The 20975-nt window shown below is 65.6% G+C and carries 15 protein-coding genes and 1 other RNA gene; 7 read left to right on the top strand and 9 right to left on the bottom strand.

The features are described from left to right. Positions 1-68 precede the first annotated feature (68 nt). Positions 69-557 carry a MarR family winged helix-turn-helix transcriptional regulator gene (locus ACCQ06_RS02710; RefSeq protein ID WP_104614335.1) on the top strand — a complete coding sequence of 163 codons (489 nt, stop codon included), beginning with the start codon at positions 69-71 and terminating at the stop codon, positions 555-557. A 294-nt stretch (positions 558-851) separates the two neighbouring features. Here the strand turns inward: ACCQ06_RS02710 and ACCQ06_RS02705 are convergent, their stop codons facing one another. The 3 genes from ACCQ06_RS02705 to ACCQ06_RS02695 form a co-directional block, all read right to left on the bottom strand. Continuing rightward, positions 852-1442, bottom strand: coding sequence for a thioredoxin family protein (locus tag ACCQ06_RS02705; protein ID WP_104614334.1), 591 nt, complete (start codon positions 1440-1442; stop codon positions 852-854). Positions 1443-1453: 11 nt separating this feature from the next. Beyond that, the gene (locus tag ACCQ06_RS02700) at positions 1454-2974 is read right to left on the bottom strand and encodes a peptide MFS transporter (protein ID WP_228322916.1); all 1521 of its coding nucleotides are present in this window, start codon (positions 2972-2974) and stop codon (positions 1454-1456) included. A 177-nt stretch (positions 2975-3151) separates the two neighbouring features. Next, positions 3152-4048: a tryptophan 2,3-dioxygenase gene (locus ACCQ06_RS02695; protein WP_228322915.1), complete on the bottom strand. Its 897-nt coding sequence runs from the start codon at positions 4046-4048 to the stop codon at positions 3152-3154. A gap of 315 nt (positions 4049-4363) precedes the next feature. Here ACCQ06_RS02695 and ACCQ06_RS02690 point away from each other — a divergent pair, with 315 nt between their 5' ends. The 6 genes from ACCQ06_RS02690 to ACCQ06_RS02665 all read left to right on the top strand — a co-directional run bounded on the left by ACCQ06_RS02690 (position 4364) and on the right by ACCQ06_RS02665 (position 13857). Further along, positions 4364-7951 carry a lamin tail domain-containing protein gene (locus ACCQ06_RS02690; RefSeq protein WP_316690060.1) on the top strand — a complete coding sequence of 1196 codons (3588 nt, stop codon included), beginning with the start codon at positions 4364-4366 and terminating at the stop codon, positions 7949-7951. Positions 7952-8128: 177 nt separating this feature from the next. After that, positions 8129-9217, top strand: coding sequence for a pyruvate dehydrogenase (acetyl-transferring) E1 component subunit alpha (gene pdhA / locus ACCQ06_RS02685; RefSeq protein WP_228322913.1), 1089 nt, complete (start codon positions 8129-8131; stop codon positions 9215-9217). Next, positions 9210-10280 carry an alpha-ketoacid dehydrogenase subunit beta gene (locus ACCQ06_RS02680; protein ID WP_055853297.1) on the top strand — a complete coding sequence of 357 codons (1071 nt, stop codon included), beginning with the start codon at positions 9210-9212 and terminating at the stop codon, positions 10278-10280. Before pdhA ends, ACCQ06_RS02680 begins: the two co-directional genes overlap by 8 nt. A 1-nt stretch (position 10281) precedes the next feature. After that, on the top strand, positions 10282-10665 hold the full coding sequence (locus ACCQ06_RS02675; protein WP_104614329.1) for an SH3 domain-containing protein: 384 nt from the start codon (positions 10282-10284) through the stop codon (positions 10663-10665). After that, positions 10662-12197 (top strand): dihydrolipoamide acetyltransferase family protein, encoded by a 1536-nt coding sequence (locus tag ACCQ06_RS02670; RefSeq protein WP_316690059.1) that lies wholly within the window; start codon positions 10662-10664, stop codon positions 12195-12197. Before ACCQ06_RS02675 ends, ACCQ06_RS02670 begins: the two co-directional genes overlap by 4 nt. Before the next feature lie 370 nt (positions 12198-12567). Continuing rightward, a complete protein-coding gene (locus tag ACCQ06_RS02665; protein WP_316690058.1) occupies positions 12568-13857 on the top strand; it encodes a DEAD/DEAH box helicase in 1290 nt (429 codons plus the stop codon). Positions 13858-13924: 67 nt separating this feature from the next. Here ACCQ06_RS02665 and ACCQ06_RS02660 read toward each other — a convergent pair. From ACCQ06_RS02660 to ACCQ06_RS02635, 6 genes are all read right to left on the bottom strand, one after another. Beyond that, a non-coding RNA gene (locus tag ACCQ06_RS02660) (sX9 sRNA) lies at positions 13925-14003 on the bottom strand. 271 nt (positions 14004-14274) lie between these two features. After that, positions 14275-14607: a DUF6172 family protein gene (locus ACCQ06_RS02655; protein ID WP_104614326.1), complete on the bottom strand. Its 333-nt coding sequence runs from the start codon at positions 14605-14607 to the stop codon at positions 14275-14277. Between the two features lie 446 nt (positions 14608-15053). Continuing rightward, a complete protein-coding gene (locus ACCQ06_RS02650) occupies positions 15054-15860 on the bottom strand; it encodes an oxidoreductase (RefSeq protein ID WP_228322909.1) in 807 nt (268 codons plus the stop codon). 134 nt (positions 15861-15994) lie between these two features. Continuing rightward, complete coding sequence (locus tag ACCQ06_RS02645) at positions 15995-19078, bottom strand: efflux RND transporter permease subunit (protein WP_316690057.1); 3084 nt, start codon at positions 19076-19078, stop codon at positions 15995-15997. After that, complete coding sequence (locus ACCQ06_RS02640; protein ID WP_316690056.1) at positions 19075-20223, bottom strand: efflux RND transporter periplasmic adaptor subunit; 1149 nt, start codon at positions 20221-20223, stop codon at positions 19075-19077. The genes ACCQ06_RS02645 and ACCQ06_RS02640 overlap by 4 nt, the downstream gene beginning before the upstream one ends. Positions 20224-20300: 77 nt before the next feature. Continuing rightward, complete coding sequence (locus ACCQ06_RS02635) at positions 20301-20918, bottom strand: TetR/AcrR family transcriptional regulator (RefSeq protein WP_228322907.1); 618 nt, start codon at positions 20916-20918, stop codon at positions 20301-20303. Between the last annotated feature and the right edge of the window lie 57 nt (positions 20919-20975).

The following is a 20975-nucleotide window of genomic DNA, read 5'->3' as shown; positions in this document are numbered from 1 at the left end:
CGCGAGAATGCGCAGGCCACCCCTCGTTTGTAGTTGCAAATGAAACCAAAATCAAGACACAGTGCAACATGAGCGATCACGACATCTCCAACCCGCCGCAACATCCCGTGCTGCTCAACCTTGAGCAGTTCCTGCCGTATCGCCTCAGCGTGCTGTCCAACCGCATCAGCGCCAACATCGCCAAGGTCTACGGCGACCGCTACGGCATGGCCATTCCCGAGTGGCGGGTGATCACCATCCTGGCGCTGTATCCGGGCTCGTCGGCCAGCGAGGTCTCCGACCGCACCGCGATGGACAAAGTTGCCGTGAGTCGCGCGGTGGCGCGGCTGCTGGAACGGGGCTTCATCCGCCGCGAGACCCACGGCGACGACCGCCGCCGCTCGATGCTGGCGCTGTCGCCGGCCGGGCGCCAGGTGTACGAAACCGTCGCACCGCTGGTCAACGAAATGGAACAACGGCTGATGTCGGTGTTCAGTGATGAAGAACAGCAAACGCTGGAACGGCTGATCGACCGGCTGGCCAAGGATGGGCTACCGCGCATGGCCGGCAAGGACTGAGCTTCGCTTTGCAGGACGGCAGCTGGCGTTCGTGCAGCGCTGCGTTGATCGGGTTGGGCGCGGGTACGCCGCGCTGCAAGGCACGCGGCTGACGCCGACGTCGCCGAGTGTGTTGCGCGATCGCTGCGGGCACTGCGTTATTGCAGGCGGCGATGCCCAACCCGCTCGCGTCAGCGGGCATCGCATGCAAAGGTCCATGCACATCTGCGTGGTCTTCGGACACCGCGCCTGGACAGATATCCACAAAAAACCCCGCAGCAGTGCGGGGTTTTTGTATGACGCATTCGCAGGAGATCAGGCTTCCGGCGGCGCCCACTGCTTGAGGAAGTCGAACAGCTTCTTGCGATCGAAGCCCTCGCCCTTGCGCAGCTCCGGGCTGGTCTGCGTGGTCAGCAGCTTGCCGTCGTTGTCCAACACCAACAGCGACGGGTAGTCGTTGAGTTGAGCAAACTGCGACAGGAACGCGGCGTTTTCGTTGGCCGCATCGCGATTGACCTTGACCACCACAAAATGCGCATCGCGGAAGCTGCGCAGCTCTGCATCGCCGCCCATCAGCTCGTCCAGCGTCTTGCACGGCTCGCAGGCGGCGTTGCCCACGTTGAGTACGATGCGCTTGCCGCCGCGCTTGGCCTCGACCTTGGCCGTTTCCAGATCGGCAGCCGGATCGCGCGACGGGTCGTACTGCGCATTGAGCGCGGCCGCCGCCGCGATGTCGGCTGCGGTGGGCGTATTGCCCGAGGACACCGGCTGGCTGGGGTCGGCACTGGGTGGCTTCTGCATCGACGTATCCAGCGGCCGTGGCGCCTCCTGTTGCTCGGCGTGCTGCCCGCAGGCACTCAACAGACCGGCCAGCAGCAGGCCACAGACAATGGGTTTGATCGGCATCGCTTTTCTCCTCACTTCACACCATGCATCAGCTTGTTGACCAATGGGGCAATCAGCAGCAGCAACACCCCCGCAGCGATCAACGACCAGAAGCCAAAAGTGTAGCCCTTCAATGCAGACGCGACGGTCATGCCGGTCTCGCCGCTTACCGCGGAAGCGAAGATTCCGGAGAGATTGTTACCAATCGCGGTCGACAGGAACCAGCCTCCCATGGCCAAACCGACCACTTTGGCCGGCGCCAGCTTGGTTGTCATCGACAAGCCGATCGGAGACAAGCACAGCTCGCCGACGGTCTGGATGACATAGACCATGAACAACGTCCAGAAGGGAATCTTGCCGGCATCGTCGACCAGGGCCGACAAGGCGTACATCAGCAGTGCAAAGGCCAGACCGTTGAAGATCAGACCCAAGCCGAACTTGCGCGGGATTGACGGGTTGGCCGATTTCAGCGCGACCCACAGCCACACGAACACCGGGCCAAGCACCAGAATTGCCAACGTATTGACCGATTGGAACCAACCCACCGGGAACATCCAGCCGCCCAGGTCGCGCTCGACGATGTTCTGGGCAAGGAAATTGAACGAACTGCCCGCCTGCTCGAAGAACATGAAGAACATCACGTTGAACACGAAGACGATCAGCATGGCGACAGCGCGATCGCGTTGTACCTTGCCTTCACGGATGCCTTCGAACAGGATCAGTCCGCACAGGGCAAGGAACAGAATGGTCAGGATCCAACCAAGGATGCTGGCATCGATCAGCAGCAGCCCGTAGGCGACCGGAATGGCAACAATCGTGCCCACCAGGACCGCCAGCGTTCGGCCCATGCCTTCTCCGCCAACCGGCGGCAAACCGACCGGTCCGAGTTGGCGACGCCCCATCCAGAACCAGACCAGACTGATCAACATGCCCACGCCGGAGGCGATGAACACGTACTTGTAAGCCGGCATCGCTTCAGTGCCGAACAGCTTGTCGGCAAGCAGGCCGGTCAGGATCGGCGCAACGAAGCCGCCCGCATTGATGCCCATGTAGAAAATCGTGAATCCCGAATCCCGACGTGGGTCATTGAGCGGATACAGCTTACCGACCATGGTCGAGACATTCGGCTTGAACAGGCCGTTGCCGGCGATGATGGTCGCCAGGCCGATCTTGAACACTTGGTCGTTCGGCACCGCGATCAGGAACAGACCGACCGACATGACGACTGCACCGATCAACAGTGAGCGTTGGTAGCCGATCAATCGATCCGCGACGAAGCCCCCAAACAGTGCCGAGGCGTAGACCAGCGCCAGATAGGCGCCGTAGAGCCGGTTGGCCGGCGCCTCGCCGACGCCAGACCCGTTGTAGAACTCGGCCACGATATAGAGCGTCAGCGCCCAGCGAATGCCGTAGAACGCAAAGCGTTCCCAGAACTCGGTCATGAACAGCATCCACAGCGGCCGGGGGTGGCCAAGCAGTGTGGGGAACTCGGGAGGCGCAGGCGGCTGCGGCGGGGTGGAAGCGGATGTCGGCGCAGTTGCGTCAACGCTCATGTGGTGTCCCTTGCGTATTCAGTAATGGCTGGGTGCCCCAGGGCGGAACCCTGGGCGACGCGCGAGGATCACTTAGACGTCATGTACGCGTCAAATTCGCCGGAGTCGGCGACCTGATGGCGGTGGGCGGGACGTGCGGGACTCGGCCTTGGCGACCTGCTCGGCGTTTCGCCTTGATCAGCCCTTGGCAGCGTCCGCACCCCCCTGCGGCGCCCGGCTTTGCACACCCACCGAGGTGCGGACGTCGAACAGTTCCGGGAAGAACGTCAGCGCCAGTGCCTGCTGTAAAAATCCCACGCCGCTGGAGCCGCCGGTGCCGCGCTTGAAGCCGATCACCCGCATCACGGTGCGCATGTGGCGAAAGCGCCAGAGCTGGAATTGGGTTTCCACATCCACCAGGTCCTCGCACAGCGCGTATTCGCGCCAGTAGCGGTCGGTGTTTTCGTAGATGCGCTCGAACACCGGGCGCAGGGCGTCGTCGGCAACATGCGCGGCGGTCCAGTCGCGGGCTTGATACTGCTGCGGGATCGCATGGCCGAAGCGAGCCAGGTAACGCAGGAATTCTTCGTACAGGCTGGGCGCTTCGAGCACCTCGCGCAGGCGCTCCTGGCCCTGTCGGTCATAAGCGAACACCTGCAGCATCTGCGGGTTTTTGTTGCCCAGCAGAAACTCGATATAGCGGTATTGCAGCGACTGGAACCCCGACGAGGGGCCGAGCACATCGCGAAAACCCATGTACTCGCTGGGGGTCAGCGTCTCCAGCACCGACCATTGCTCGGTGAGCTGGCGCAACACCTGCTTGCTGCGCGCCAGCACCTTGCGGCACTGCCAGACCTCGTTGCGCTGCAGGTGCACGATCGCCGCACGCAACTCGTGCGCCAGCAGCTTCAGCCAGAGCTCGGAGGTCTGGTGCTGAATGATGAACAGCATCTCGTCGTGGTGCGCCGGCTCGGACAGCGGCTGCTGCGCGGACAACAGCTGATCCAGCCGCAGATAGCCGCCGTAGGTCAGCCGCCCCTCCAGGTCGGTGTGGATGCCGGGTTCCAGGTCACGCAGGTTCTTGTCGACGGGCATGGCAGTGCAGATGGATCGGGCCGGTCAGGGTAGCTCAGCGGCGGGGATTGGGTTTGGCGGTTTGCGGTTGAGTCATGCCGCGCAGACCCGGCGACTCATCGAGCGCCACACGTCCAGGCGTGCTCGACGCCGGGACTTATTTCGCTTCTGAACCACCCGGCCAGCCGCCAGTGCAGTCTCAGCCAGTGCACCGCTGTCACAGTATCGTCAACCAAGGTCTGCAAATTCATGCAGAATCGAACGGCGCTGCCGGCCAGGGACGTGGCCGGACCAGGGGAGCGTTTCACGTCTCAAGGATCAGGGGACTCTCATCTCATGCATGTGTTGCAGTGTCGTGCAGCCGTATTTCTCTGTGCGCTGGCCGTTGCCGGCCACGCCAATGCCCAGGTCGTCATCAGCCAGGTCTATGGCGGTGGCGGCAATAGCGGCGCCACCCTCCGCAGCGATTTCATCGAGCTGCACAACATCGGCAGTACCGCGGTCAGCCTCGACGGCTGGTCGGTGCAGTACGCCTCGGCCGCCGGCAGCAGCTGGCAGGCCACCCCGTTGGCAGGCAGCGTGCCGGCCGGCGGCTATTACCTGGTCAAGCAGGCCGATGGCAGCGGCGGCAGCGTTGCGCTGCCCACGCCCGATGCCACCGGCACCCTGGCCCTGAGCGGTACCGCCGGCAAGGTGGCGCTGAGCACCACCGCGTCCGCACTGAACGGCGCCTGCCCCACCGGCAACGCCGATCTGGTCGGCTATGGCAGCAATGCCAGCTGCGCCGAAGGCAATGCGCCCACGCCGGCCCCCAGCAACACGCTGGCGGTGCTGCGCGGTGGCGATGGCTGCAGCGATACCGACAACAACGCGGCCGATTTCGCCACCGGCGCACCCATGCCGCGCAATAGCGCCAGCGCTGCGCGCCTATGCAGCGGCGGCGGCCAGCCGATCGCCACGTTGGACGATGTCAGCCAGGCCGAAGGCAATAGCGGCAGCCGCAGCGTCGTGTTCACGCTGAGCCTGAGCCAGCCAGCCGGTGCCGGCGGGGTGAGCTTCACCGCCGCCACGCGCGATGGCACGGCCACCGCCGGCAGCGACTACATCGCCCTGCCCGCGACCACCGTGCGCATTGCCGCAGGCGACCGCACGGCCACCATTTCGGTGGATGTGCTCGGCGACACCCTCTCCGAGCCGGACGAGCGTTTCAGCCTGCAGATCAGCGGCCTCACCGGCGCGCTGCCGGCCACGCTCAGTGCCACCGGCACCATCGTCAACGACGACTTCAATCTGTTGCCAATCCACAGCATCCAGGGCAAGGGCGCACGCTCGCCGCTGGACGGCCAGGTGGTGGCCACCTCCGGTATCGTGACCGCACGCCGCAGCGCCGGCTTCTTCCTGCAGGCACCGGATACCGAGGGCGACGGCGACCCGGCCACCTCCGAAGGCGTCTACGTCTACACCGGCAGCGCCCCGCCGGAAGCGGCCGCCATCGGCAACCGTGTGCGCGTGCAGGGCACGGTGATCGAATACGTGCCCACCGCCGACCCGACCCAGCCGCCACTGACCGAAATCGGCGGCAGCGTCACCGTGCTGGCCGATTCCACCGGCAACCCGCTGCCGTCGCCGGTGCTGTTGCGCCCGGACTTCCCCAGCCCCACCGGCGCCTTCGATCAGCTCGAAGCGCTGGAAGGCATGCGCGTGAACGCGCCCAGCCTCACCGTCAATGCGCCCACCGGCGGCAGCGTCAACGAGACCAACGCCACGGCCACCAGCAATGGCGTGTTCCATGCGGTGGTCACCGGCGTGCCGCGCGCCTTCCGCGAACCCGGCGTGCAGTTGCCCGACCCGCTGCCGGCCGCCGCGCCTGTCGGCGTGCCGCGCTGGAACACCAACCCGGAAGTGATCGCCGTCGGCAGTGCCGGCGTCGGCGCCGAGCGGCTGGATCTGGCCGCTGGTTGCCAGGTGCTCAATGTGGTCGGCCCGCTGGATTACAGCTTCCGCCGCTACACGCTGTACCCCGAGCGCACCCCGCAGGTGAGTTGCAACGATGCGGATAAACCGCGTCCGGCACCGATGCCGCAGGCCGACGATGTGTCCGTGGTCACCTACAACATGGAACGTTTCTTCGACGACCAGAATGACCCGGCCATCGGCGAACCGGTGCTCACCCCGGCCGCGTTCCAGGCGCGCCTCAACAAGGCTTCGCTGGCGATCCGCCGTTATCTGCATCTGCCCGACATCCTGGGTACGGTGGAAGTGGAAAACCTCAGCGTGTTGCAGGCATTGGCGGCACGCATCAATGCCGATACGGCAGGCTCCGGCCAACCGAATCCGCAATACGTGGCCTACCTGCAGGAAGGCAACGACGTGGGCGGTATCGACGTCGGCTTCCTGGTCAAGACCGCCGACGTTGCCGCCGGTGTGCCACGCGTGGAAGTGCTTTCCATCGCGCAGGAAGGCAAGACCACCACCTGGACGGAGCCGGCCGGCGCTGTCAGCCTGCTCAACGATCGCCCACCGCTGGTGCTCACGGCCAACGTGCATCAGGCCGACGGCCGCGTACTGCCGCTGACCGCCATCGTGGTGCATCAGCGCTCGCTCAACGGCGCCGAGACCGACGATGCGGCCGGTACCCGCATCCGCGCCAAGCGCCAGGCCCAGGCCGAGTATCTGGCGCGCCTGCTGCAGACGCGTCAGCAACTCAATCCGGCGGAAAACGTGCTGGTAATGGGCGACTTCAACGCCTTCGAGTTCAACGACGGCTATGTGGATGCGATGGGCACCGTCACCGGCAAACCGGCGCCGGATGTGCAGACCGTGGTCGGCGGCGATGGCGTGGATCTGGTCGACCCGGACTACACCGATCTGACCTGGTTCAACACGCCCGACCAGAGCTACTCGTACGCCTTCGATGGCAACGTGCAGTCGCTGGATCACATCCTGGCCAACGCGGCGCTGATGCGCGCACCCAACATCGCCTCGCTGTCGGTGGGCCATGCCCGCATCAATGCCGATTTCCCCGGCACCGCGCGCAACGATGCCAACACGCCCACCCGTCTTTCGGATCACGATCCCACCGTGGTGCTGTTGCGCATGACTCCGCAAGTCAACGCGGACCTGGGCGTGGCAGTCAGTGCCGCACAGGCGCAGGTCACCGAAGGCGAGCGCATCGACTTCCGTGTGGATGTGGAAAACCGTGGACCCGACAGTGCAGCGTTTGCAGCAGTGGCATTTGCCTTCGATGCAGCGGTCAGCCCACGGCTAACTGCGGCACCGGGTTGGAGCTGCCTACCGCCGGAAACCGGCACCCAGACTGTGGTCACCTGCACCATCGCCTCGCTGGCATCCGGCAACGCACAAAGCTTCGCCGCGCAGGTCGAAGCTAGCTCGCAACTGGCCGGACGCACCCTCACCCTGGCCGCCTCGGTGGCCTCGCAATCGCCCGACCCGCAGCCGGACAACAACACCGACACCGCGGCAGTCGTGGTGCAGGCACGGCCGCAGCCGCGTAGCGACCTGGCGGTGCGGTTCGATGGCCCGGCCAGTCTGCCGACCACCGCGTTCAACGCCAGCTACCGCGTGCTGCTGGACAACGTCGGTGCCGCGCCGGCGCAGCGTCCTAGCCTGGTGATCGAAGGCAATACGGTGTCTGCGTTGTCGCAGCTGGTGCCGCCGCAGGGCTGGCGCTGCGACAAGCAGGTGCAGTCGCTGCGCAGTGCCCGCTTCGTGTGCAGCAGTGCGGGCGTCGTGCTGCCGGGCGCGCAGCTGGCCTTCCAGCTGACCGTGGCGGCCAAGCCGATCCCGGTCGACGGTGCCATCCGCGTGCAGGCAAGTGCCACGTCGGCATCGCCGGATGCCAACCCGGCCAACGATTCGGCGCTGATCGTCACCCCGATCGGCGGAGGCGCCGGCCGCCGCTGATCGCAGTGCACCACGTCGCAGTTTCTTACTGCGACAAAGGGCGCGGCCTGGTCCGCGCCCTTTTTTTTGTGCATGCCAGCATCATTATGTGTTGCGGTGCAGGACAGCGTTTTGCTTCGCCGTCCTTAACATGGCAACTCATATCATTTGAAACTTCTTGATGAAGGTGTCGCCGCAATGAGCGTAGCCGCGCAGTTCCAGATCGACTATCTGCAATACATGGACGCGGACGGCAACTTCGTCCGCGACGACCTGCCGGCCGACGCCGCCAACCCGCAAACCCTGCTCGCCCTGTTCAAGCGCATGCTGTTCGTGCGTACCTTCGACAGCAAGTCGGTGGCCCTGCAGCGCACCGGCAAGCTCGGCACCTACGCTGCCAGCCTGGGCCACGAAGCCACGCATGTGGGCATCGGTGCATCGATGCGCAGCGGCGATGTGTTCGCGCCCAGCTACCGCGAGTACGGCACCATGTTCGAGCGCGGCGTACGTCCGCGCGATGTGCTGCTGTACTGGGGCGGCGACGAGCGCGGCAGCGATTATCCGCGCGATGCCGATGCGGCCATCGACTTCCCGATCTGCGTGCCGATTTCCACCCAATGCCTGCATGCGGCCGGCGCGGCGCTGTCGTTCAAACTGCAGAACAAGCCGCAGGTGGCGGTGGCCTGCTGCGGCGATGGCGGCAGCTCCAAGACCGACTTCTATGCCGCACTCAATTCGGCCGGCGCCTACAAGCTGCCGCTGATCCTGTGCGTGATCAACAACGGCTGGGCGATCTCGGTGCCGCGTTCGGCGCAAACCGGTGCGCAGACGCTGGCGCAAAAGGGCTTGGCCGGCGGCCTGCATTGCCTGCAGGTGGACGGCAACGACCTGATCGCGGTGCTCGAGGCGATGCGTCAGGCACGCGTGCGTGCGCTGGCCGGCGACGGCGGCACGGTGATCGAGTTCATGACCTATCGCCTTACCGACCACACCACCGCCGACGATGCGCGCCGCTATCGCGGCGAAGACGAGGTCAAACAGGCATGGACGCGCGAACCGCTGCTGCGTCTGCGGACCTATCTCACCGCGCAAGGTCTGTGGGACCAGGCGCAGGAAGACGCCTGGAAGACCGAATGCGGCGCGCGTATCGACGAAGAGGTCAACGCCTACCTCAATACCCCGGTGCAGCCGGTGGAGGCCATGTTCGATTACCTCTATGGCGACCCGCCGGCGCAGTTGCTGGCGCAGCGTGCCGAAGTGATGGCCCTGGAGGCACGTCATGGATGAGCTCAAGCAGGTGCACGCGGAAACCTCGCACCACGCCAGTGCCCCCTACAACGCCGCAGCCACGCGCGGAGACAGTGCCATGAGTTCGCCCATCACCTTGATCGAAGCCATCACCCAGGCGCTGGCCTGGGAGCTGGAGCACGACCCCGCAGTGCTGGTGCTGGGCGAGGACGTGGGCGTCAACGGCGGCGTGTTCCGCGCCACCGCCGGCCTGCAGCAGCGCTTCGGCAGCGAGCGCGTGCTCGATACCCCGCTGGATGAAACCACCATCGCCGGCCTCAGCGTCGGCCTGGCCGCACAAGGCATGAAGCCAGTGGCCGAAGCGCAGTTCGACGGCTTCGTGTATCCCATGGTCGATCACCTGATCTGCCACGCCGCACGCCTGCGCAACCGCACCCGTGGCCGCCTGCATTGCCCGATGGTGCTGCGCGTGCCGTGGGGCGGCGGCATCCGTGCGCCGGAACATCACAGCGAAGCCAACGAAGCCATCTTCACCAACGTGCCTGGTTTGCGCGTGGTGCTGCCGTCCTCGCCGCAGCGCGCGTACGGCCTGTTGCTGGCCGCGATCCGCGACCCGGATCCGGTGATCTACATGGAGCCCAAGCGCATCTATCGGCAGTACAAGGAAGTGGTCGCCAACGATGGCGAAGCCTTGCCGCTGGATGTGTGCTTCGTGCTGCGCGACGGCACCGACGTCACCCTGGTCACCTGGGGCGCGCAGGTCAAAGAAGCGCTGGAAGCGGCCGACAAACTCGCTGGCGAAGGCATCAGCGCCGAAGTCATCGACGTGGCCACGCTGCGCCCGCTGGACTTCGACACCATTGCCGAATCGGTGGCCAAGACCGGCCGCTGCGTGATCGTGCAGGAGGCACCGCGCACCGCCGGCTTCGGTGCCGAGATCGCCGCACAGCTCGCCGAAAAATCGATGTACGACCTGCTTGCGCCGGTTGAACGCGTCACCGGTTACGACACGCATATCCCGCTGTTCCGGCTGGAAATGAAGTATCTGCCGAGCGTGGAGCGGATCGTCACGGCAGCGCGCCGTGCGGTGGCTGCGGGCTGACATGCGCGCCCGTCTGCTTTGCGCACATCGCGCCGCCTACGCCAACCCGGTCCGCTTTGAGGCGGGCCGGCAGGTGAGCGTGGGCGTACGCGATGAAGAATGGCCAGCGTTTGCCTGGGTCACCACCGACGACGGCCGCGCCGGCTGGGCGCCGCTGGCCTGGCTGCGTCCGCTCGGTGACGGCCTGGCCGAAGCCCTGCGCGATTACGACGCGCGCGAACTCGATGCCCGTCAGGGCGAGGACGTGTTGCTGCACTACGAACACGGTGGTTGGTGGTGGTCCGAGCGTGCCGATGGCGCGCAGGGCTGGCTGCCGGCGGCCGACCTGGAACTCCTCGACGACACCACGCCGCAGCTGTCTGCGGTGCAAGAGAATCTGCCATGAGCGAAGCGAAGAATTTTCATCTACCCGATCTGGGCGAAGGCCTGCCCGATGCCACCATCGTCGAGTGGTTCGTCAAGGAGGGCGACACGGTGCGCCTGGACGACCCGCTGGTGTCGATGGAAACCGCCAAGGCGGTGGTCGAGGTGCCGTCGCCGTTTTCCGGCACCGTGGTCAAGCTGGCCGGTGCGGCCGGCGATGTGATCGTGACCGGCTCCATGCTGGCGCAGTTCGCACTGGATGCCTCGCAGCCACAACGCGCCGATGGCCAGGATACCGGTCATGGGCATGGTCACGGCGGCAGCGCGCAGGCGGCCACGCAGAGCACCGGACAGAGCGCGGCGGGCCCCACCGAACGCGTGGTCGCCTCCGACAACGGTGGCGAAATCGCCGATGCCGACGCACATGCAGCTTCCGATGCGGCAGGCGAGCGCGATGACGCCGGCACCGTGGTCGGTGCGATGCAGAGCTCCAACACCGTGCAAAGCGAACAGGCTATTGCGGTCGGCGGCGTCCGCGCCATGCCGGTGGTGCGCGCGCTCGCGCGCAAGCTGCGCGTGGATCTGACGCAGGTGCGTGCCACCGGCCCGGACGGCACGGTAACGCTGGCCGACGTGAAGCAGGCTGCCGCGGCCGGGACCGCGCAGCCCTCACCCGGCACGCAGGGCGCGCCGACCTCTCCCGCCAGCGGGAGAGGGGGTTCGTTCGCTGGTGGTCCGATCGCTGAAGGTGGCAGAGCCAATGGGATCGCTGCCGACGGCAGCGATCGACCGGCAACGGCGACCCTTCTGCCGTCTGCGGGAGAAGGTGCCCGCAGGGCGGATGAGGGCCAGCACCGCTCCGCACTCTCCACCAGCGGCAAACCCATGCGCACCCAGCCGCCGGGCGTGGTCGTCAAAGGCCAGCCCGAACAGCTCAAGGGCGTGCGACGCAACATGGCGCGCGTGATGGCCGATGCGCACAGCAAGGTGGTGCCGACCACCCTCAACGACGACGCCGACCTGCACGCCTGGCAGCCCGGCAACGATGTCACCGTGCGGCTGGTGCGCGCCATCGTGCGTGCCTGCCAGGCCGTGCCCGCGCTCAACGCCTGGTTCGACGGCGATGCGCTTAGCCGCACCCTGCACAATCAGGTCGATATCGGCATTGCGGTGGATACCGAAGAAGGCCTGTTCGTGCCGGCGCTGCGCAATGCCGACATGCTGGATGCGTACGGCATCCGCGAGGGCGTGAATCGGCTGCGCCAGCAGGTGGAAACCCGCAGCATCGCCGCCTCCGAATTGAGCGGCTACACCATCTCGCTGTCCAACTTCGGCATGTTCGCCGGCCGCTACGCCACCCCGGTGGTGGTGCCGCCGTGCGTGGCCATCGTCGCTGCCGGGCGCGCGCGCTACCAGCTCACCCCGGTGATGGGCGGGGTGGAAACGCACAAGGTGATGCCGCTGTCGCTGACCTTCGATCACCGCGCCGCCACCGGCGGTGAAGCCGCACGCTTCCTGCGCGCCATGCTGGACGATCTGGCACTGGCGCAGTAATCGCCCTGGCCCATCCACCGGCGGCGTTGCGCCTGCAACGCTGCCGGTGAAGCGAAAGCCGCCGTGGGCACGCACTGGCTGCACGGTACGCAACGCCGCCCGAGATGGGCGGCTTTTTTGTGGTCATGCAGGTGGACTGACGCCATCATGTTGGCGCCACGTCCGCATCAACATGACGAGGGTCTGCGGCGTTGCAGTGAAGCAGCATGGCACGCGTTTGTTTTGTGCACAGCACTTCCGAGAGCGCTGCGTGCAGCGTCTTCACGCAACACGGGTTGGTTTGCCGATTGGCCGCGATGCCGATCCACCCCCATCCGACCCACAGTACCCAGTGCGCACGCGCCATCGCCAATCCTGGATAATCGGCGGCATGTCATTTGCTCATCTCTCGCTGTCGCCGCAGCTGCAGCCGTTCTTCGACACCGCGCTGAGCAAGGCCGGTCATCGCACGCCCACACCGATCCAGCAGCAGGCGATCCCGCCGATGCTGGCCGGGCGCGACCTGATTGCGATGGCGCAGACCGGCTCGGGCAAGACGCTGGCCTATGCGTTGCCGCTGCTGCAGCAGCGCTGCCTGGCCCCGGACACAGCGCCGCGCGTGCTCGGTGCGCTGGTGTTGGTGCCCACGCGCGAACTCGCCGCACAGGTGGACGACACGCTACGTCAGCTGGCCGCGCATCTGCCGCGCTGCTTGAAGACGGTGGTCGCCACCGGCGGCAGTTCGATCAACCCGCAGCTGTTGGCGCTGCGCGGCGGTGCCGACATCGTGGTGGCCACACCTGGCCGGTTGCTGGATCTGGTCGAGCACAACGCACTGCACCTGGGCGAGGTGACTACGCTGGTGCTGGACGAAGCCGACCGCCTGCTGGAGCTGGGCTTCGGCGCCGAGCTCGATCGCATCCTGGCGTTGCTGCCGGCGCAACGGCAGAGCGTACTGTTTTCTGCCACATACCCGCCGGCCATCGCCGCGCTGGCCAAACGCCGGCTGCGCGACCCACTGCGCATCACCATCGAAGCCACGCCCGAGCAGGCCCCGGCGATCGAACAGCGCGCCATCGCGGTGGATGCCGGCCAACGCACGCAACTGCTGCGGCACCTGCTGACCGAGCACGGCTGGTCGCATGTGCTGGTGTTCGTCGCCAGCCGCCACACCGCCGACAAGGTCGCCGAAAAACTCACCAAGACCGGCATCAACGCCCAGCCGCTGCACGGCGAGTTGAGTCAGGGCCGCCGCGAGCGCACCTTGCACGCATTCAAGCAGCACGCGGTGCAAGTGCTGGTGGCCACCGATCTGGCCGGGCGCGGCATCGATATCGATGCCTTGCCGGCAGTGGTCAACTACGACTTGCCCCGCTCCACCGTGGACTACACCCACCGCATCGGCCGCACCGCGCGCGCCGGCACCAGCGGGCTGGCGATCAGCTTCATCACTGCCGACAACGCACCGCAATGGCGCCTGATCGAAAAACGTCAGGGCCTGCGCGTACCGACCAGCGTGATCGAAGGCTTCGAGCCGACCCCGGTCGAGGCCGCCGCACAAAACACGCCATCCGCTGACGCGCGCGCAGCGGACGATAACGGCGGCATCAAAGGCAAGCGGCCGAGCAAAAAAGACAAGCTCCGGGCCGTGGCACAGGCGCAGTTCGACACGCCGGGCTGAGAGCGGCCGACACGCCGCAGCGAGCAGTTGTGACCTGATCTGCATAGCCACTCGAATGGCTAAGAGTGGCAAACAAAACGTAGCGAGCAGTCGTCAGCTGGGTCTGAACGGCGCGCTCAGAACCGTAGTGTACGCGTCCGATTCCTAGCACCAGCCGCGCCCGCTTGGCGGTCGCACAGTCGTTTTGTTAGCCGCTCTCAACGCGAGCGGCAGATGCCGCTACTTATCACCAGCAGGAGGCAATCGTCCATCAGCCACCCGAAAGCGCTCGCTGGAGCACTGCAACCTTCGTGTGAGCCGTGCCGATTGGCATCCGGAAGACGGTACGCGGAATGCATTCGATCCGGCGCCGGTCACAACGCGACAGGGATTGGTCGTCCCGCAGCGGTGCGCCGCCACGGGAGGAGAGCGAAGACCTCAGTCCTGCTCGAAATCCAGCTCGCCACCGGTCAGCGCATCGCCATCGGCACGCGGAACGCGCTTGCCCGGCTTGCGCAGGATCTCAACGAAATATTGGTCGCCGCCTTCGCCGGTCAGCGCATTGATCGCGCGGATCAACTCGGCTGGCGGCAGCGGCGCGGCGCTGGACTCGTCCACCCCGAAGCGCATGTCGAAGTCCCAATAGTCCGCACCTTCGGGCAGGTCCTTGCGGCGCTCGCGGCGGATGTACTTGCGGATATCGTTCTTGCTGGCTTCCAGCAGACGGTCGCGGTTCTTGCCTTCGAGGTTGAGCTGGTAGGTCTTGCGCATGGGGACATCGTTCCGGAACTGGCCGCCTATTGTGAGGCCACGCGAGCGTTGTGGGTGAATCGCCGGCCTCCGCGCCTGCTACGCGACCGATCCATGCCCCTGCGGCGCGCAGGCGACCGCGCCGCCATCGCCGATGCGGCGCTGACCCGCATCGATCTCGCCCAAAAACCTGAGCCGTCAGCGCAGCCGAACGCTGCCGTTGTCCCGGCGCGCTGCCCTGCCAGCCTGAACTAGATCCGATCACTGCATGGCTGCTCGCCAGATTGCGTGCCGGCGCAGCCTCTGCAGGAACCTGGGTTGGTTCGAGTCGCTTTTCGGCTGCAAGCACTTCGTCGGCGTGATCCGGGCACCAATACAGCAATGCAAGCAGCGGTGCTTACAGGGTATCGCCCAACGCGGTTCGCTGATGGTGCCAGCCCACTGGCGAGGATGAAATCACTTACCTGCTAGTGCAACCCAAGTTGCTTGCGCAGGCTCGAATCCACCGCACCGGCCGGCATGAAGCGCCGCAACTTGCTCAACAGCGATGCCTTCCCCGCTGGCGTGCGACGCATGCGCCATGCCCCCAGCGCGGCTTCCACGACCGTGCTGGCCACACTGTCAGCGGAAGGCGCGGTATCGATGCTCTGCATCACTGCACGCGTGACCAGACCGCGCTCGCGCTCGTAATCGCCGATCGCGGTCTGGGTCAGCGGCGAATTGCTGCCCAGGCCGGTCCTGGTATACGACGGCTGCACCAGGCTCACGCGTACACCAAACTGGCGCAGCTCATGGTCCAGCGTTTCCGACAGGCCTTCCACCGCATGCTTGGACGCGGCATATACGCCCATGTACGGCGCCGGCAAAAATCCCAGCACGGAGCTGACGTTGACGATGCGTCCCTTGCGCCTGGCACGCATGAAGGGGGCCACTGCACGAATGGTACGCAGGATGCCGAGCACATTGGTATCGAACAACGCGGCAGCTTCCTCGGTAGTGGTTTCTTCCACTGCACCCACCAGGTTGGCCCCGGCGTTGTTGACCAGCACGTCGATATAGCCTTCCGTTTCGATGATGCCGGCCACGGCGCGGTTCACCGAGTCGGCGCTGCGCACATCCATCTCGACCAGTTGCACACCGGCCAGCGGCGTGGCGGTGGCCAGCGTGCGAACGCTGCCGTACACCGCGCAACCGCGTGCGGCAAAACCCGCCGCTGCGGCGCGGCCGATACCTGAGGACACACCGGTGATGAGGACCACTGTCTGCTGTTGCATTGCATTTCCTTCAAAAGAGGGGAGATAAGCGGGTGTGGCGTTGCGGCCGACAGGCGCCCTGTCTCGACCGCGCGCTCAGCGGGTGTGCGTCTGTGGTGAACGCAACGACGGTAGCCGTGCCGTCGTGCGGTGGGTCAGGCCGCCGCCGTTGGGGTGCGGTCGGTGTCGGGGCGGATCTTGAACCAGATCGAATACATCGCCGGCAGGAACACCAAGGTCAGGATGGTGCCGGCCAGGGTGCCGCCGATCAGCGTGTATGCCAGCGTGCCCCAGAACACCGAATGGGTGAGCGGGATGAAGGCCAGAATCGCGGCCAGTGCGGTCAGGATCACCGGACGCGCACGTTGCACGGTGGCTTCCACCAGCGCGTGGAACGGACCGAGCCCTTCGACTTCGTTCTGATGGATCTGCCCGATCAGGATCAGCGTGTTACGCATCAGGATGCCCGACAACGCAATCAACCCCACCAGCGCATTGATGCCGAATGGTTGCTGGAACACGATCAACGTAGGCACCACGCCGATCAAGCCGAGCGGGCTGGTCAGAAACACCATCACCATCGCCGAGATCGACCGCACCTGCAGGACGATGATCAACAAGGTGGCGGCCAGCATGATCGGGAACAATGGCAGCATCGCAGCGGTGGCCTTGCCGGATTCTTCGATGGAACCGGCCTCGATGATGCGATAGCCGCTGGGCAGTTGTTCGATGATCGGCTGCAACTGTTTGGTGATCGCGGCCGAGACATCCGGCGGCTGCAGTTTGTCGTCGACATCGCCGCCCACGGTGATCGTCGGCACGCGATCGCGGCGGCGCATGATCGGCTCTTCCATGCGCACATCCACCTTGCCCACCTGCGACAGCGGCACGCGCTGGCCGTTGGCGCCTGCCAGGGTGAAGTCGGCAATGCGTGCCGGATCAAAGCGCGTGTCGCCGGCCGAACGGGCCACCACCTGCACGCTGCGGATATCCTCGCGCACCAGCGTGATCGGCACGCCACTGAGCAGGAACTGCAACTGTTGTGCGACGGCGGTGGAAGTCAGCCCCACTGCCTGCAGACGGTCCTGATCCAGGCTGAAATGCAGCGTGGGCGTGCGCGTGCCCCAATCGGTGTTGACGGTCCGCATCATCGGGCTGTTCTGCATGACCTGCTTGACCTGCGCGGCGATGCCACGCAGCACCTGCGGGTCGGCACCGCTGACCCGGTAGGCCGCCGGAAATTGCGAGTACGGGCCGAAAGTGAGTTGGGTCACGCGCACACGCGCTTCCGGCGCCAGACCTTCGGCAACGGCCTGACGCAAGCGCAGCTTCAATGCATCGCGCTGCTTCTGGTCGTCGGTGCGGATCACGATCTTGGCGAAGGACGGGTCCGGCAGTTCCGGGCCCATCGCCAGGTAGAAGCGCGGCGCGCCCTGGCCGATATACGCGGTGACGATCTTCGCCTCGTCCTGCTTGGCCAGCCAGGCTTCCACTTTGGCCGCAGCGGCGCTGGTCTGGTTGATCGAGGTGCCGTACGGCAGCTGCACTTCGACCAACACCTCGGGACGATCGGAGATCGGGAAAAACTGCTTCTTGACGATGCCCATGCCCAGGATCGCCACCACGAACAGCCCCACCACCGCGCCGGCCACCAGCCACTTGCGCGCAATCACGCGCGACAGCGCCGCACGGAAGCGGTTGTAGCGCGGTGTGTCGTACATCGCGGCGTGGCCGCCTTCGACCTTCTTCAGGTCCGGCAGCATCTTGACGCCCAGGTAAGGCGTAAACACCACCGCCACCACCCACGACACGATCAACGCGATGCCCACGATCCAGAACATGTTGCTGGTGTATTCGCCGGCGCTGGAAGCGGCAAACCCGTTCGGCATGAAGCCGACTGCGGTGACCAGGGTGCCGGACAACATCGGCGCGGCGGTGTGGCTCCATGCATACGCCGAGGCGGCGACGCGGCTATAGCCTTCCTCCATTTTCACCACCATCATTTCGATGGCGATAATAGCGTCGTCCACCAACAACCCCAGCGCCAGGATCAACGAGCCCAGCGTGATGCGGTCGAAGTTCTTGCCGGTGGCCAGCATCACCACGAACACCGCTGCCAGCGTCAGCGGCACTGCTGCCGCCACCACGATGCCCACGCGCCAGCCCATGCTGACGAAGCACACCAGCATCACCACCAGCAGTGCGACGAAGAACTTGGTCATGAATTCGCCGACCGACGCGTCGATGTTGACCGCCTGGTCGGTGACCTTGCTCAGGCGCATGCCCAGCGGCAACTCGGCATTGATTGCGCCCACTTCGCTGTCCAGCGATTTGCCCAGATCCAGACCGTTCCAGCCGTCGCGCATGATGATGCCGAGCAGCAACGCTTGCTCGCCGCCGCTGCGGATCATGAAGGTGGACGGATCTTCGTAACCGCGTTTGACCGTGGCGATATCCGATAACTTCAGCGTGCGGCCCTGCACCACCAACGGGGTATCGCGAATCTTCTGCAGGTTATCCAGCGCGCCATCCAGGCGGATGAATACCTGCGGGCCGCGCGTTTCCACCGAGCCGGCCGCATTCAACGCATTTTGCGTATTGAGCGCGGCAAACACGTCCTGCGGGCTCACGCCCAAGGTGGCCAGACGTTCGTGCGAGAACTCGACGAAGATGCGTTCGGGCTGCTCGCCGAGGATGTTGACCTTCTTGACGCCCGGCACGTGCAGGATGCGCTGGCGCAGCGTTTCTGCATCGCGCGCAAGCAGGCGTTGCGGCTCGCCACGAGCCTTGAGCGCGAACAGCGCAAAGGTGACGTCGGCATATTCGTCGTTTATCATCGGCCCGATCACCCCGGCCGGCAGATTGCCCACTTCATCGCCGGCTTTCTTGCGTGCCTGATAGAACTGCTCCTGCACCTGGTCGGGCGGTGTGCTATCCAGCAAGGTCAAGGTGGTGAATGCAAGACCGGGGCGCGTGTAGGTTTCGGTGCGGTCGTACCAGCGCAGTTCCTGCATGCGCTTTTCGAGTTTTTCGGCAACCTGGTCCTGCATTTCCTGCGGCGTGGCGCCGGGCCAGGCGGTGATGATCGTCATCACCTTGACCGTGAATGCCGGGTCTTCCGCACGGCCGAGTTTGAGAAACGCGACCAGGCCGGCCAGCGAAATCAGCACGAGCAAAAACAGCGTGATCGAGCGTTCGCGGACGGCGAGTGCGGAGAGGTTGAATCGACCCTCGCTCACGGCTGCGCTCCTGCCGCGGTGGCGGTCTTGGACGCGGTCGTCGCGGTGGTGCCGGCAGCTTTGGCGCCGGCAATGCGTACCTGCTCGCCTTCGCGCAACAAGTGCGCGCCCAGCGCCACGATGCGCTCGCCGCGTGCCAGCGTGCCGGCGACGTTGGCGTGGTCGTCGTCCAGCCCCAGCACCGTCACCGGCCGCCAGCTCACCTTGGCCGGTTGACCGGCAATCACCCACACGCCCGGCCCCTTTCCGGCATCGAACACTGCGGCTAGCGGCACCTGCAGGCCGGTTTGCGTGCCGGTGGCCGTGCCATCGGCAATGCGGATGCTCACTGTGGTGCCCAACGGCGCCTGCGCAAGCGCACCGTCGAGCACGTAACGCGCCTCGAAGGTGCGGGTGAGCCGGTCGGCGCTTTCGGACAGCTGACGCAAGGTGGCGGGAACGCTCACGGCGGCATTGCCGAACAAGGTGGCCTGCGCGATGGAACCGACCTGCGGGCGCAACGTTTCCGGCAACTGGATCACCGCCTCGCGCGGGCCGGCATGCGCCAGACGCACCACCGGCTGCCCGGCGGCGACCACCTGGCCGGGCTCGACCAGCGTCTCCATCACCACGCCGTCGGCATCGGCCAGCAGATCGGTGTAGCGGTTGGCGTTGCGCGCCACATTGGCCTGGGCCTGGGCAGCGCTCAGCTGCGCCTTGGCCGCGTCGGCGGCGGCCTTGATCTGGTCGTAGGCAGAGGCCGAGATGGCGCCGGTGCCGCGCAGATCGCGGTAACGCGCTTCATCGTCGGCGGTCTGCTGGGCACGGGCCCTGGCGGCGGCCACCGCGTCCTGCTGCGCCTTTGCAGCCAGTTGTAGGTCGATCGGGTCGATCCGCAGCAGCGGTTGCCCGCGCTTGACGCGCTGGCCGGCATCGACCAGCCGCTCGGACACCTTGCCGGCGACCCGGAAGCCCAGATCGCTCTGGACCCGGGCCGCGACGGTGCCGGAGAAACTGCGTGCCGCGCTGCTGGCGTCGGCCACCGTGGCGGCCCGCACCAGCGGCGTGGCGGTGCGTGGATCGGGCTGCGCCTTGCCGCCGCAGGCAATCAGTGCCAGCGGCAGGACACACAGGACGGTGGAGGTGACAAGGCGGCGCCGAAGCATGGGAATCCCGAAGCAAGCTGATGAAGGCTCGCATCTTGGGACTTGTGACCATATCAGTCAATGGTCACGAACAAATTTTATGGAGCCAGGCTCCTGAGCACCAGCCCCGACAGCAACGCCGGCACTTCGCCGACGTGCTCCAGGCTGTGCTGCAGCAGCAACGGATTGATATAGGGCCGCATCACCAGATAGACCGCCTGCACCATCTCGTCCAGCGGCGTCTTGCGCTCGAAATCCCCGTTTTGCCGCCCCTGCAGCAGGATGTCCTGCAGCAGCGCCTGGACGTGCGTTTCATAGGCGATCACCGGCGGCCAGCGCTCGGTCGCCGCGGAGGTGGCAATCTCATACAACTTGCGATCACGCGAGTACAACCGCAGGCTGGCCTCGATAATCACCTTGAAAAGACTGCGTAATTTCTCCGGTGGCGCCGCAGCGGCAGCTACCGCCGCCAGTACTTCGGCCTCGATCTCGCGCAGGCAGTGGCTGCAGATCATCTCGCCGATGGCCTGCTTGGACTCGAAGAACTTGTAGATATACGCCTTGGAAAAGCCGACGGCCTTGGCCAGGTCGGACACGGCGGTCTTCTCGTAGCCGTAGCGGCTGAAATGCTCGGTGGCGGCGATCACGATCTGGTCGCGCACCTCGTGATCGGCCGGCCCGCGGCCCGAAACAGGGTAACTGGATGCTTGGTTCATTCCGACAGCTTAGCGCCGTCGCCCACGACTTACAAAAGTGACTATTTCGTATTATAG

It is taken from the genome of Xanthomonas sp. NCPPB 4467 (assembly GCF_041475665.2).
GTDB lineage: Bacteria > Pseudomonadota > Gammaproteobacteria > Xanthomonadales > Xanthomonadaceae > Xanthomonas > Xanthomonas dyei.
Note: the sequence above shows the minus strand (reverse complement) of the source record. Positions and strands in the feature narration are given on the sequence as shown.